Genomic DNA, 13728 nt, shown 5'->3' on the forward strand with positions numbered 1-13728 from the left:
GCTGAGCGGCGGCGAGGATCACGGCTGCTCCCCCTCGGCCTGGGCTGCGGCCTCGGCTGCGGCTGCGGCCTCGGCTGCGGCTGCGGCCTTCTCCGCTGCCTTGCGGGCGGCCGCGATCTCCTTCGGCTCCTCCGCGCGCGGGTCGAGGGCGGGCGGTTCGGGAACCGTCCACATCCACTCGCGGAGCTTGTCGCGCTCGTGGGTCAGCTCGTGGATGTCGGTCTCCGCGTACTCGAACTCGGGCGACCAGAACAGCGCGTCGAACGGGCACACCTCGATGCAGATACCGCAGTACATGCAGAGGGAGAAGTCGATGGCGAAGCGGTCGAGGACGTTCCGGCTGCGCTCGCGGCCACCGGGGGCGGCCGCCGGCACCGTCTCCTTGTGGGAGTCGATGTAGATGCACCAGTCGGGGCACTCACGGGCGCAGAGCATGCAGACCGTGCAGTTCTCCTCGAACAGCCCGATGACCCCGCGACTCCGCGGCGGCAGCTCGGGCTGGACGTCCGGGTACTGCGCGGTGACGGTCTTCCTCGTCATCGTGCGCAGGGTGACGGCGAGGCCCTTGGCGAGGCCGGATCCGGGAATGGCCATTACTGGATCGCCACCTTCACGATGCCGGTGAGCGCGATCTGCGCGAGCGCGAGCGGGACGAGGGTCGTCCAGGCGAGCTTCTGGAGCTGGTCCTCGCGGAGGCGCGGGTAGCTGACCCGCAGCCAGATCACGACGAACGCGAGGACGGCGGTCTTGAGCAGGGTCCACACCCAGCCGAGACCGTCGGCGCCGAAGGGGCCGTGCCAGCCGCCGAGGAACAGGACGGTGGTGAGGCCGCACAGGACGACGATGCCCGCGTACTCGGCGAGCAGGAACAGCGCGAAACGGAGACCGGTGTACTCGGTGTACGCGCCGAAGATGATCTCCGAGTCGGCGACGGGCATGTCGAACGGCGGCCGCTGGAGTTCGGCGAGACCCGCCACGAAGAACACGAGGGCACCGACGATCTGCCAGGGCACCCACCACCACTCGAAGGCGTTGAGGATGCCGGGGAGGGAGACGGTGCCGGCGGCCATCGCGACGGAGGCGGCGGCGAGGAGCATGGGGAGCTCGTACGCGAGGAGCTGGGCGGCGGTACGGAGCCCACCGAGCAGCGAGAACTTGTTCGCGGACGCCCAGCCGGCCATCAGACTGCCGAGCACGCCGACGCCCATCACGGCCAGCACGAAGAAGATGCCGGCGTCGACGACCTGCCCGACGGCGCCCTCGCTCGGACCGATCGGGATCGCGACGAGGACGAGGAGGTACGGGAGGAGGGCGACGGCCGGCGCGAGCTGGAAGACCCGCCGGTCGGCGTCCTTGGGGACGACGTCCTCCTTCTGCGCGAACTTCACCCCGTCGGCGACGAGCTGCGCCCAGCCGTGGAAACCACCGGCGTACATGGGGCCGAGGCGGCCCTGCATGTGGGCCATGACCTTGTGCTCGGTCTGGCCGACGACGAGCGGCAGGACGAGGAAGACGGCGAAGACGACGAGAAGCCGGAGGGCGACGTCGTGTACGTCGTTCACGCGGGATCGCCTCCGGTGGGGGTGGTGGGGTCGATGGGGCCGCTAGGGCCGGTGGGACTGGTGGGACCTGCGGGACCTGCGGGACCTGTGGGGCCGTCCTGGGGCGCGGCGCCGGACTCGATGCCGGAGGTGGCCCCGGGCGCGGGCGTCGGCTCGGGCCGAGTCTCGGGCTCGGGCGTCGGCTCGGGCGTCGGCTCGGGATCGGGCGTCGGCTCGGGCACGGTCTCGGGCTCCGCCGGGGTCTCCGGCTTGGACACAGGCGCGGCCTCGGGCGCACGCTCGGGCCCGGACGCAGGCGCGGCCTCGGGCGCGGGCGCCGGCTCGGCCTCGGGCGCGGGCGCCGACTGGGGGTCAGGCGTCTGCTCCGCCTCGGGTTCGGGCGTCGCGGCCGGGGCCTCCGGCTCCGCCGGGGGCGGCGGAGGCGTCGGTTCCTTGTCGAAGGCCGGGCGGGCGTGGTGCCAGGGAGCGTCCGAGCTGCGGGTACGCGGGGGCGCGGCCTCCGCGCGCGGCGCGGGGCCGTCCGGCGTCGACTGGCTCGCGGAACCGTCGGCGGCCGAGCGGGTCCGGCGCGGCGGGCGCGCCGCCGCGGGCGGGGTGTCGGCCGACGGCTCCGGGGTCGGCGCCGCCTGGCTCGCCGAGCCCTCCGATGCCGAACGGGTCCGGCGCGGCGGGCGCGCCACCGCGGGCGGAGTCTCCGTCGCACCGGCCGACTCGGGCGCCGCCTGGCTCGCCGAGCCGTCCGCCACCGAGCGGGTCCGGCGCGGCGGGGCGCCCGCGGCGGGGGTGTCGGTCGGCTCCGGGGTCGACGCCGCCTGGCTCGCGGAGCCGTCCGCCACCGAGCGGGTCCTGCGCGGCGGGCGGGTGGTGTCCGTCGGGGTTTCCGGTGGGGTCGCCGAGCCCTCGGTCACCGAGCGGGTCCGGCGGGCCGGGCGGTCGCCTGCCGCCGCTCGGGCCGGGCGCGCCGGGGCCGGGGGCAGCTGGCCCTTCAGGGGGCCCCATTCGTTCGGGTCCGGGACGCCCGGGGGAAGCATCTGGCGGCGCTTCGGGCCGCCCTCGTGCGCCTCGCCCGGCTCCTTCGCGCCCGGCCACGCCTTCGCGACCCGGGCCGCGAGGACGAAGTCCTTGCGCAGCGGGTGGCCCTCGAAGTTCTCCGGGAGCAGCAGGGGCACCAGGTGCGGGTGGCCGGTGAAGTCCACGCCGAACATCTCGTGGGTCTCGCGCTCGTGCCAGCCCGCGCCCGCGTACACGCCGATCGCGGTGGGCAGGACGGGAGCGTCGTGCGGGACCGTCGTCCTGATCAGGAGGCGGCGCGGACGCCCCTCCCCCACGGCGGCCACGTGCGCGCAGACCCGGAAGCCGGTGCCCGGCTCGTCGACCGCGCTCAGCCAGTCGAAGTAGGTGCACCCGAGCGTGTCCCGGGCCGTTTCGAGCGCCGTGATCCACGCGCCCGGCGGGACGTCGACGGTCAGCAGGTCGTACGCCTGCTCGGCCGTCGCGTCCTCGCCGAAGACCTCCGTCACGGAGTCGGGGAGGGAGTCGTACGCCGTCATGCCTCGGCTCCCGGTCGCTCCGCCGACGGGTTCTCGGCCGACGGGTTCTCGGCCGACGGGTTCTCGGCCGACGGACGCTCCACCAGCGGGCTCGTCAGCTGTGCGACCGACGCGCCGCCGGTGGTCGCGTACCGCTCGGCCAGGCTCTCCCGCGCGATCTTCTCCTGGAGCTTGAGGATGCCCTGGAGGAGCGCCTCGGGGCGCGGCGGACAGCCCGGCACGTACACGTCGACCGGGATGATCTGGTCGACGCCCTTGGTGACCGAGTACGAGTCCCAGTAGGGGCCGCCGCAGTTGGAGCAGGCGCCGAAGGAGATGACGTACTTCGGTTCCGGCATCTGCTCGTACAGCCGCTTCACCGCCGGGGCCATCTTGTCCGTCACCGTGCCCGAGACGATCATCAGGTCGGCCTGGCGCGGGCCCGGCGCGAACGGGATCACGCCGAGCCGGATGAAGTCGTGCCGGGCCATCGACGCGGCGATGAACTCGATCGCGCAGCACGCGAGCCCGAAGTTGAAGACCCACAGGCTGTAGCGGCGGCCCCAGTTCAGGACCACCTTCATCGGCTCGGGGGCCAGGCGGGCCAGCGGCCCCAGCTTCGGAGCGGGCAGGGGTGTGGGCAGGGGTGTTACGTCCATGCCAGGACGCCCTTCTTGTACGCGTAGAGCAGCCCCACGGCCAGGAAGCCGAGGAAGACGAACATCTCGACCAGGGTCGTGGCGCCGTAGCCGGGCGCGGCGAAGACCGTCGCCCAGGGGAAGAGGAAGATCGAGTCGACGGCGAAGATGACGTAGAGGAAGGCGTACACGTAGTAGCGGACCTGGGTGTGCGCCCAGCCCTCCCCCACCGGGTCGACACCGCACTCGTAGGTGAGGAGCTTCTCGGGCGTCGGCACGACAGGCCTCAGCAGTCGGCCCGCGCCGAACGCCACGGCGACGAAGAGCACTCCGACGACGGCGAGCAGGCCGACGACGGAGTACGTCTGGAAGTAGTCCGCCGCGCCCGTCGCGCCGGTCGCGACAACGGTCTGTTCCCGCACGTCCGTCCGCCCCTCGGTCTCGGTGTCTCATGAGTCACTTCTGTACGCTCGCGAGTCTAGGCCCTGCTAAAGGGACCGTAAGCAGTCGCGTGAGCACGGTCCTCGTACAGGCTTCGTGCCGTACTCATGCAGTGCACGTACAGTCCTCGTGCAGCCCTCATGCAGTGCTCTCAGGGAGCTGGTGCGGTCGTCGTACGGGCCCGGCGCAGTCCTCCTTGCGGACCTGGTGGGGATATCCCCCCTGCCGCTCACCCACCTCCCCCATGGCGTCGCGCGGCCCTCGACCGGCAGGCTGGAGAACATGACCGCCGATCTTGATCCCGCCGCATCCTCCGGGGCCGCCTCCGCCTCGCCCCCTCGCCCGCGTCCGCCCCAGCGCACCGCCTACGGGAAGGAGACCTGGAAGGAGATCGCCTTCCTCCTCTCCAATCTCTTCACCGCGCTGGTCGGTTTCGTCTACGCGGTCGTGAGCGTGCTCCTCGGCGTCGGCCTGTCCGTCACCGTGATCGGACTCCCGCTGCTCGCCCTCGGGCTCGGCGGCGCGCGCCTCATCGGCCGGTCGGAGCGGGCGCGGGCCCGGGCGCTGCTCGGGGTCGAGATCGCCGAGCCGTCCCCGCTGCCGTCGCGCGGCGGCTTCTTCGGCTGGCTGTGGAGCACGTTGAAGGACCCGGTGGCCTGGCGGACTCAGCTGTACGGGCTGATCCGGCTGCCCTGGGGGATCGTGACCTTCACGATCGCGCTCGTCTCCCTCATCGTTCTCTGGCCCGTACTGCCGTTCCTGTCCCGGGGCATGGCCAACGCCGACCGGGGCATGGTGCGGGGTCTCCTCTCCCCCTCCGACGAACTGGAGCGGCGGATCGCCGAGCTGGAGTCGGACCGGGGTGTCGTCGTCGACACCGCGGCGGCGGACCTGCGGCGCATCGAGCGGGACCTGCACGACGGGGCGCAGGCGCGGCTCGTCGCGCTCGCGATGGGGCTCGGCCTCGCGAAGGAGAAGCTCCTCGACGATCCCGAGACGGCCGCGGCGATGGTCGACGAGGCGCACGGCGAGGTGAAGCTCGCGCTCCAGGAGCTGCGGGACCTCGCCCGGGGCATCCACCCGGCCGTCCTCACCGACCGCGGGCTGAGCGCCGCGCTCTCGTCGGTGTCGGCGCGCTGCACGGTGCCGGTGAAGGTCACGGTGGATCTGTCGGAGCGGCCGGCGGAGGCGATCGAGGGCATCGCGTACTTCACGGTGTCGGAGCTGCTCCAGAACGTCTCGAAGCACGCGCGGGCGCGTTCGGCGTCCGTGGAGGTGTGGCGCGCGAAGGACCGGCTTCTGCTCCAGGTGCGGGACGACGGGGCGGGCGGCGCCCGCTTCGACGGCGGCACGGGTCTCGCGGGTCTCGCGGAACGGCTCGGGGCGGTGGACGGCCTGCTCGTCCTGGACTCCCCGGAGGGTGGCCCGACGACGGTGACGGCGGAACTGCCGTGGCGGTCGCGCCCGGGGGCGTGACGGCCCGGCCCGCCTCCGCGGGCCCAGGGACGGGGTGCGGACCCGAGCGTCGGTAGCCGGGTGCGCGGGCCGGCCGTCGCGTCGAGCCCGCCGCCGGGCCGCCGGGAGTGCGCTCCCGCCGGCCTGGCCGGCCCGGCGCGGGCGGCCCCTCCACCGCGATCCGGCCTCCCGCCCGTCGGGGCCTCGCACCGGCCGCGGAGCACCGCTCGCTCGGCCGCCGCACTCCCTCCCGTACCCCCGGGGTAGGGAAAACCCCCGCCCCCAGACGCCCACCCGCCTCATGGTCCCGGGAGGCCCGGCGCGGAACGCTGGGATACGTACCGCCCGCCCCCTCCCCGAGCAGAGAAGGACCCCAGCGATGGCCTCCCACCTCCCCGCCGCGATCCGCGCGCCGTTCGAGGGCCGCACGTGGCGTGCGCTGCTCTACGTGCTGATCGGGCTGCCGCTGAGCGTCTGCTGGTTCGCGCTCTCCATCGCGTTCGTCTCGGCCGGCGCCGGGCTGCTCATCACCTTCCTGGGTGTGCCGATCCTCGCCGGGGCCCTCGCCATGTGCCGGGGCTTCGGGGCCGTCGAACGGGCCCGGGCGCGCGCCCTGCTCGATGTCGACGTGCGGGCGCCCGAACCCGTGCGGGGCCGGACCGGCGGGGCCTTCTCCTGGATGGGTGCCATGCTGAAGAGCGGGGCGTCCTGGCGGCACCTGCTGTACGCGATCGTGCACATGCCGTGGGCGATCTTCTCGTTCTCCGTGACCGTGGCCTTCTGGACCTGGGGCTGGGGCCTCTTCACGTATCCGCTGTGGCAGTGGGTCTTCCCGGCGTACGTCGGGCAGGACGGCATTCAGCTGTACGGCGACGGGACCCACAACCTCTACCTCGACTCCCCCTTCGAGATCGCCGTCACCAGCCTCGTCGGGCTGCTCTTCGTGATGACCGGGCCCTGGCTCCTGCGCGGATTCGTCGCCGTCGACCGCCTCCTGGTCTCCGGGCTGCTCGGGCCCTCCCGGCTCGCCTCCCGTGTCACCGAACTGGAGTCGGACCGGGGCGTGGTCGTCGACACCGCGGCGGCGGACCTGCGGCGCATCGAACGCGATCTGCACGACGGGGCGCAGGCCCGGCTCGCCGCGCTCGCCATGGATCTCGGGCTCGCGAAGGAGAAGCTCGCACAGGATCCGCAGGCGGCGGCGGTCCTCGTCGACGAGGCGCACGGCGAGGTGAAGCTCGCCCTCCAGGAGCTGCGGGACCTCGCCCGGGGCATCCACCCGGCCGTCCTCACCGACCGGGGTCTGGACGCGGCGCTGTCGGCGGTGGCCTCGCGGTGCGCGGTTCCGGTGTCGGTGGACGTCGACCTGCCGGCGCGGCCGGTCGCGGCGATCGAGGGCATCGCGTACTTCACCGTCTCGGAGCTGCTGCGGAACGTCACGGCGCACGCCCGGGCCCGGCGGGCCTGGGTGGACGTGTGGCGCACGGGCGACCGGCTGATGCTTCAGGTGCGGGACGACGGGGTGGGCGGGGCGCACGTCGTGGCCGGGCGGAGTCTGTCCTCGCTCACCGAGCGGGTGGGTGCGGTGGACGGAGTGCTCGCGGTGGATTCGCCGGAGGGCGGGCCCACGACGGTGACGGCGGAGCTGCCCTGGCGGGCGTGACACCGCGCCGGGCTTGCCGCCCCGTGGCCTTCGGGCCCCGGGGCGCCGTCCTGTTGCGGGGAGGGCCGTCGGCGGGCTCTCCTCTCGGGAATGAGCACAACGCGAGGCGACCCTGCGATGCTGGCCGAGTCGCAGGAAGTACTCGGGCAAGAAGGCATGGGGGCTGTTGGGCGTGGGTGTGGATCAAGAGGTCGGGCGCGTGCGGGTGGTCATCGCGGAGGATTCCGTGTTGCTGCGGGAGGGACTGACCCGGCTTCTCACCGATCTCGGGCATGACGTGGTCGCCGGTGTGGGGGACGGTGAGGCGCTCGTCGAGACCGTGGCCGGGCTCGCGGCGCAGGGCGCGTTGCCCGATGTCGTCGTCGCCGACGTGCGGATGCCCCCGACGCACACGGACGAGGGGGTCCGCGCGGCCGTGCGGCTGCGCAAGGAGCATCCGGGACTCGGTGTGCTCGTGCTGTCGCAGTACGTGGAGGAGCAGTACGCCACCGAACTTCTGGCCGGTTCCAGTCGTGGTGTCGGCTATCTGCTGAAGGACCGGGTCGCGGAGGTCCGGGAGTTCGTGGACGCCGTGGTGCGGGTGGCCGGCGGCGGTACGGCGCTGGACCCCGAGGTCGTGCAGCAGCTGCTGGGCCGGAGCCGTCAGCAGGACGTGCTCGCGAATCTGACCCCGCGCGAGCGGGAGGTCCTCGGTCTGATGGCGGAGGGGCGGACGAACTCCGCGATCGCGAAGGCGCTGGTCGTGAGCGACGGCGCGGTGGAGAAGCACATCAGCAACATCTTCCTGAAGCTGGGACTCTCACCGAGTGACGGCGATCACCGACGGGTACTGGCGGTGTTGACGTATCTGAAATCCTGATCATCTGACACTCTGTCAGATGGCGTGAAAGCCGCCCTCCGGGAGTCGCGACCCGAGTCACGACCCGGGTCGCCACCCGGAAGGCGGCCGGTTGAAGGCCCCCAGGGGGCCCTAGGTCCAAAGAATGAGGCGGAATCCGGCTTTCCGGAACACTCCGGGTGGCGACAGAATGTGACAATTCAGGGCAAGAGGGCGTCTCAAAAAGAGGTCCATGATGTGAGAAGTCCCGGGAGGGCCCTCCTTACCGTCGTAGGGTGGGCTTCGGGACGGACGGTGATCGGCCGACCGCATCCCGAGCCTTCTCCCGCCTCCGGCGGAGAGTCCCCTTGCCGCGAGGGAGGTCCAGTTCAGTGACCAGCCAGGTCAGTAGCGAGGCCGGTGAGGCATTGCTCGGGGAGCAGCGCAGCGCCCCGGCGAAGCCGCACCACGGCACCGAGAAGGAAGTGCGCCGTCTCGATCGGGTGATCATCCGCTTCGCGGGTGACTCCGGTGACGGTATGCAGCTGACAGGTGACCGCTTCACCTCGGAGACGGCGTCCTTCGGGAACGACCTCTCCACGCTGCCGAACTTCCCGGCCGAGATCCGGGCACCCGCCGGAACCCTGCCGGGCGTCTCGTCCTTCCAGCTGCACTTCGCCGACCACGACATCCTGACTCCGGGCGACGCCCCGAACGTGCTGGTCGCGATGAACCCCGCCGCCCTCAAAGCCAACATCGGGGACGTGCCGCGCGGTGGCGAGATCATCGTCAACACCGACGAATTCGCCAAGCGCGCCATGGCCAAGGTCGGCTACGCGACCTCGCCCCTGGAGGACGGTTCGCTGGACGGCTACCGGGTCCACCCCGTGCCGCTGACCACGCTGACCGTCGAGGCGCTCAAGGAGTTCGGCCTGTCCCGGAAGGAGGCCGAGCGCTCCAAGAACATGTTCGCGCTCGGGCTGCTCTCCTGGATGTACCACCGGCCGACCGAGGGCACCGAGACCTTCCTGCGGCAGAAGTTCGCGAAGAAGCCGCAGATCGCCGAGGCCAACGTCGCCGCCTTCCGGGCCGGCTGGAACTTCGGCGAGACCACCGAGGACTTCGCCGTCTCGTACGAGGTCGCCCCCGCGACCAGGGCCTTCCCGACCGGCACGTACCGGAACATCTCGGGGAACCTGGCCCTCTCGTACGGCCTGGTCGCCGCCTCACGCCAGGCGGACCTGCCGCTGTACCTGGGCTCGTACCCCATCACCCCGGCCTCGGACATCCTCCACGAGCTCAGCAAGCACAAGAACTTCGGCGTCCGCACCTTCCAGGCGGAAGACGAGATCGCCGGCATCGGCGCCGCCCTGGGGGCCGCCTTCGGCGGCGCGCTCGGCGTGACGACCACGTCCGGCCCCGGTGTGGCGCTCAAGTCGGAGACGATCGGGCTCGCGGTCTCCCTGGAGCTGCCGCTGCTGATCGTCGACATCCAGCGCGGCGGCCCGTCCACCGGGCTGCCCACCAAGACCGAGCAGGCCGACCTGCTGCAGGCGATGTACGGCCGCAACGGCGAGGCGCCGGTCCCGATCGTCGCCCCGAAGACGCCCGCCGACTGCTTCGACGCGGCGATCGAGGCGGCCCGGATCGCCCTCACGTACCGCACGCCGGTCTTCCTGCTCTCCGACGGCTACCTCGCCAACGGCTCCGAGCCCTGGCGCATCCCGGACGTCGACGAACTCCCGGACCTGCGGACGCGGTTCGCCACCGGCCCGAACCACGAGCTGGCCGACGGCACCGAGGTCTTCTGGCCGTACAAGCGCGACCCGGAGACCCTGGCCCGCCCGTGGGCGGTGCCCGGCACCCCCGGTCTCGAACACCGCATCGGCGGCATCGAGAAGCAGGACGGCACCGGGAACATCTCGTACGACCCCGCCAACCACGAGTTCATGGTCCGCACCCGGCAGGCCAAGGTCGACGGCATCGACGTCCCCGACATCGAGGTCGACGACCCGGACGGCGCACGGACCCTGGTCCTCGGCTGGGGCTCCACCTACGGGCCGATCACGGCGGCCGTCCGCCGCATCCGCCGGGAGAACGGCCACATCGCCCAGGCCCATCTGCGGCACCTCAACCCCTTCCCGGGGAACCTCGGCGAGGTCCTGAAGCGGTACGAGAAGGTCGTCGTCCCGGAGATGAACCTGGGCCAGCTCGCCACCCTCGTCCGGGCGAAGTACCTCGTCGACGCCCGCAGCCACACCCAGGTCAACGGCATGCCGTTCAAGGCCGAGCAGCTCGCCGCCGCTCTCAAGGAGGCCATCGATGAGTGAGCCCCTCCTCCACCTGGTCCCCAGGGCCGAGGCGCAGCAGTCCATGAAGGACTTCAAGTCCGACCAGGAGGTGCGGTGGTGCCCCGGCTGCGGTGATTACGCCGTCCTGGCCGCCGTCCAGGGCTTCATGCCGGAGCTGGGCCTGGCGAAGGAGAACATCGTCTTCGTCTCGGGCATCGGCTGCTCCTCCCGCTTCCCGTACTACATGAACACCTACGGGATGCACTCGATCCACGGCCGTGCCCCGGCCATCGCCACCGGCCTCGCCACGTCGCGCCGCGACCTGTCCGTCTGGGTCGTCACGGGCGACGGCGACGCGCTGTCCATCGGCGGCAACCACCTCATCCACGCCCTCCGGCGCAACGTCAACCTCAAGATCCTCCTGTTCAACAACCGGATCTACGGGCTGACCAAGGGCCAGTACAGCCCCACCTCCGAGGTCGGCAAGATCACCAAGTCGACGCCGATGGGCTCCCTGGACTCGCCCTTCAACCCGGTGTCACTCGCCCTCGGCGCGGAGGCCTCCTTCGTGGCCCGCACGGTCGACTCCGACCGCAAGCACCTCACCGAGGTCCTGCGGCAGGCCGCCGACCACAACGGCACGGCGCTCGTCGAGATCTACCAGAACTGCAACATCTTCAACGACGGCGCCTTCGAGGTCCTCAAGGACAAGGACCAGGCCAAGGAAGCGGTCATCCGCCTCGAACACGGGCAGCCGATCCGCTTCGGCGCCGAGAACGAGAAGGGCGTCGTCCGCGACCCGGCCACCGGCGACCTCCAGGTCGTCACGGTCACCCCGGAGAACGAGTCGCGGATCCTGATCCACGACGCCCACGCGACGACCCCCACCACGGCCTTCGCCCTCTCCCGCCTGGCGGACCCGGACACCCTCCACCAGACCCCCATCGGGGTGTTCCGGTCGGTGGAGCGACCGGTGTACGACACCCTGATGGCGGACCAGCTGGAGACCGCCCTGGAACAACACGGCAAGGGCGACCTGAGCCAGCTGCTGACGGGCAACGACACGTGGACGGTCGTGGGCTAGAGCGATGCGAGGGGGTCCGGTCCGCACCGCGGGCCGGGCCCCCTCGTGTGCTCCGTCCGCGTCACGTTCCCTTGCGTGCCGCCTCGTCGAAGGACCCGAGGAAACGGGGCACCCCGCTCTTCACCTGCCAGAGGTACAGACCCAGCAGAGCGAGCTTCGTGTTCCTGCTCGTCTGGGCCGCGTACGTCTTGACGAGCCCTGGGTACGAAGTCTCCAGCAGGCCGTTCCGGACGCCCGAGGTCACCGATTCGGCGTGGTTCGAGGCCGCCGAGCGCACCGCCTGGAGCGCCCAGTTGGTGAGGTCGTACGCCTCCGTGGCGAACCGGTCGACGGGTGTCGTACGGGCGAGCCCCCAGCGTCTCCGGTAGGCGCCGGTGAACCGCTTGGCCTTCGGGAGCCCGTCGGGGTCGACATAGCCCGTACCGAAGTACCAGCCTTCGGCGGCCGCACCGGCGGCGGTGAGGAACTCCGGCTGGAGCACGTGCTCGACGCTGCCGCAGGGCCCCCGGTACCCCTGGTCGCGCAGCGCCCTGGCGCACAGGGCGGCCCGGCGCGGTGACGTCCCCGCGTACAGCACGCCCTGCGGGTCGGTCGCGAGGGCGGCCCGTACCGCGGGGCCGAAGTCCTCGCTGTCCGCCTCGACGGGGTGGGAGGTCACGACCCCGCCCTTCTCCCCCGACGGCGGGTACTCCTTCATGGTCTTGACGGCGTACCAGCTGTACTCGCCCCCGGCCCGGTCCTCCACGACGGCGGTCCGCACCGCCCCGTGTTCGGTGAGGTAGCGGCCGAAGGGAACCGTCATCATGTCGTGGATGGTTCGCGGCTGAATGTAGGTGATCTTGGTCTCCTGGCCCTTGATCTGACCGGCCGGAACATCGGCGACCACACTCGCCAACGGCACCCCGCGGAGCGACAGTTCGTACCCCGCCGCGATGGCCGTCGGCGCGAGCGTCGGCCCGAGGACCCCGACCAGCCCGGGGACTTTCAGCAGGGCGAGGGCCGCGGCCTTGGCGCGGTCCGGCTTCCCGGCGTCGTCCTCGACCCGCAGGCGCACGTCGAAGGGGCGGTCACGGTGGGCGTTGAACTCCTCCACGGCCAGCCGGATTCCGCGCTCCTGCCCCCGGCCGTCCGCCTTGGTGGGGCCGCTCAGGTCCGTGAGGACGCCGATCGTGTACGTGGCGAGCAGCGCTCCGGTGCCGCCCGTTGCCGTGCCCGTCCCGCCCGGTGTGCTGCTCAGCAGCCAGGCGGTCAGGCCGCCGGCTCCCGCCACGGCGGCGGCCGAGCCCGCCATGAGGACGCGTCGCCGCGACATCCCGCGGGGCTGCCCGGGGTCCGCGGGCATGGTCGGCTCGGCGACGGGCAGGTCCAGGACGCGAGAGGACCGCTGGGCGATGAGGGCGGGCAGGCCGGTCGGCAGCCAGTCCCCCGCCGGGCCGTCGGCGCCTCCCAGCGAGGCCTGCACCTCGGCCGCCGTGGGCCGGTCCGCCGGGTCCTTGGCGAGGCAGGCGGCGACCAGCGGGAGGAGTGCGGCCGGTACGCCGTCGAGCTCGGGTTCCTCGTGGACGGTGCGGTAGACGACGGCTGCCACCGCGCCCCCGCCGAAGGGCCGTTCGCCGGTGAGCGCGTAAGCGAGGACGCAGCCCAGCGAGAAGACGTCGCTCGCCGGGCCGACCTCGCCCGCCCCGGCGACCCGGGCCTGCTCCGGCGCGAGGAAGCCCGGGGTGCCGATCATCGCGTCGGTGGCCGTCAGTGCGGTCGCCCCGGCGGAACGGGCGATGCCGAAGTCGATGAGCCGGGGCCCGTCGAGGGCGAGGAGGACGTTGCCCGGCTTGACGTCCCGGTGGACGAGCCCGGCCTCGTGCATGTCGGCGAGCGCGGACGCCAGCCGGGCACCCAGGGCCCGTACGGTCGGCTCCGGCAGAGCGCCGTGCAGGGCCACGGCCTCGGCGAGCGCCGGGCCGGGCACGTACTCGGTGGCCAGCCACGGCTCGCGGGCCTCCGGGTCGGACCCGAGGACCCGGACGACCCATCGGCCGGTGATCCGCTCGGCGGCCCGCGCCTCACGGCGGAAACGCTCCCGGAAACCGGGGTCGGCGGCGTGCTCGGCCCGGATGAGCTTGAGCGCGGAGAGCGCCCCGCCGGCGGAACGGGCGAGGTAGACCACGCCCATGCCACCGGCGCCGAGACGGCCGAGGATCCGGTACCCCGCGATCGTCGACGGATCGGCCTTGCGCAGCGGTTGCACGGG

Annotated in this window: 11 protein-coding genes; 5 read left to right on the forward strand and 6 right to left on the reverse strand. The window is 72.4% G+C overall.

Annotated elements, in window-relative coordinates:
* Positions 1–18: 18 nt before the first annotated feature.
* From IF00_RS0116615 to IF00_RS0116635, 5 genes are read right to left on the reverse strand one after another with little or no spacing between them, the layout of a single operon-like run.
* On the reverse strand, positions 19–594 hold the full coding sequence (locus IF00_RS0116615; protein ID WP_030318768.1) for a NuoI/complex I 23 kDa subunit family protein: 576 nt from the start codon (positions 592–594) through the stop codon (positions 19–21).
* A complete protein-coding gene (locus IF00_RS0116620) occupies positions 594–1562 on the reverse strand; it encodes a complex I subunit 1/NuoH family protein (RefSeq protein WP_030318769.1) in 969 nt (322 codons plus the stop codon). Before IF00_RS0116620 ends, IF00_RS0116615 begins: the two co-directional genes overlap by 1 nt.
* Complete coding sequence (locus IF00_RS0116625) at positions 1559–3112, reverse strand: NADH-quinone oxidoreductase subunit C (RefSeq protein WP_030318771.1); 1554 nt, start codon at positions 3110–3112, stop codon at positions 1559–1561. The genes IF00_RS0116620 and IF00_RS0116625 overlap by 4 nt, the downstream gene beginning before the upstream one ends.
* Complete coding sequence (locus IF00_RS0116630) at positions 3109–3750, reverse strand: NADH-quinone oxidoreductase subunit B (protein WP_037638346.1); 642 nt, start codon at positions 3748–3750, stop codon at positions 3109–3111. Before IF00_RS0116630 ends, IF00_RS0116625 begins: the two co-directional genes overlap by 4 nt.
* On the reverse strand, positions 3741–4151 hold the full coding sequence (locus IF00_RS0116635; RefSeq protein WP_030318775.1) for an NADH-quinone oxidoreductase subunit A: 411 nt from the start codon (positions 4149–4151) through the stop codon (positions 3741–3743). Before IF00_RS0116635 ends, IF00_RS0116630 begins: the two co-directional genes overlap by 10 nt.
* 301 nt (positions 4152–4452) lie before the next feature.
* On the opposite strand from IF00_RS0116635, the gene IF00_RS0116640 reads away from it, so the two are divergent.
* The 5 genes from IF00_RS0116640 (at position 4453) to IF00_RS0116660 (ending at position 11480) form a co-directional block, all read left to right on the forward strand.
* Entirely contained in the window at positions 4453–5646 is a 1194-nt protein-coding gene (locus IF00_RS0116640) for a sensor histidine kinase (RefSeq protein WP_030318776.1), read from the forward strand.
* Between the two features lie 358 nt (positions 5647–6004).
* Positions 6005–7288: a sensor histidine kinase gene (locus IF00_RS0116645; protein ID WP_030318778.1), complete on the forward strand. Its 1284-nt coding sequence runs from the start codon at positions 6005–6007 to the stop codon at positions 7286–7288.
* A gap of 199 nt (positions 7289–7487) precedes the next feature.
* Positions 7488–8147, forward strand: a complete 660-nt coding sequence (locus IF00_RS0116650; protein ID WP_030318780.1) for a response regulator transcription factor — start codon at positions 7488–7490, stop codon at positions 8145–8147.
* 350 nt (positions 8148–8497) lie between these two features.
* Positions 8498–10435: a 2-oxoacid:acceptor oxidoreductase subunit alpha gene (locus IF00_RS0116655; RefSeq protein WP_030318782.1), complete on the forward strand. Its 1938-nt coding sequence runs from the start codon at positions 8498–8500 to the stop codon at positions 10433–10435.
* Complete coding sequence (locus IF00_RS0116660) at positions 10428–11480, forward strand: 2-oxoacid:ferredoxin oxidoreductase subunit beta (RefSeq protein ID WP_030318784.1); 1053 nt, start codon at positions 10428–10430, stop codon at positions 11478–11480. Before IF00_RS0116655 ends, IF00_RS0116660 begins: the two co-directional genes overlap by 8 nt.
* Positions 11481–11541: 61 nt before the next feature.
* Here IF00_RS0116660 and IF00_RS0116665 read toward each other — a convergent pair whose 3' ends face one another.
* On the reverse strand, positions 11542–13725 hold the full coding sequence (locus IF00_RS0116665; RefSeq protein WP_030318785.1) for a bifunctional serine/threonine-protein kinase/ABC transporter substrate-binding protein: 2184 nt from the start codon (positions 13723–13725) through the stop codon (positions 11542–11544).
* Positions 13726–13728 lie beyond the last annotated feature (3 nt).

This window comes from Streptomyces flavochromogenes (genome assembly GCF_000717595.1).
In the GTDB taxonomy this organism is placed as follows: Bacteria; Actinomycetota; Actinomycetes; order Streptomycetales; family Streptomycetaceae; genus Streptomyces; species Streptomyces flavochromogenes.

Excerpts from the sequence above, each read along its gene's own strand:
- IF00_RS0116630 (WP_037638346.1), bottom strand. The coding sequence starts at position 3,750 with ATGGACGTAACACCCCTGCCCACACCCCTGCCCGCTCCGAAGCTGGGG.
- IF00_RS0116615 (WP_030318768.1), bottom strand. The coding sequence starts at position 594 with ATGGCCATTCCCGGATCCGGCCTCGCCAAGGGCCTCGCCGTCACCCTG.
- IF00_RS0116660 (WP_030318784.1), top strand. The coding sequence starts at position 10,428 with ATGAGTGAGCCCCTCCTCCACCTGGTCCCCAGGGCCGAGGCGCAGCAG.
- IF00_RS0116640 (WP_030318776.1), top strand. The coding sequence starts at position 4,453 with ATGACCGCCGATCTTGATCCCGCCGCATCCTCCGGGGCCGCCTCCGCC.
- IF00_RS0116625 (WP_030318771.1), bottom strand. The coding sequence starts at position 3,112 with ATGACGGCGTACGACTCCCTCCCCGACTCCGTGACGGAGGTCTTCGGC.
- IF00_RS0116645 (WP_030318778.1), top strand. The coding sequence starts at position 6,005 with ATGGCCTCCCACCTCCCCGCCGCGATCCGCGCGCCGTTCGAGGGCCGC.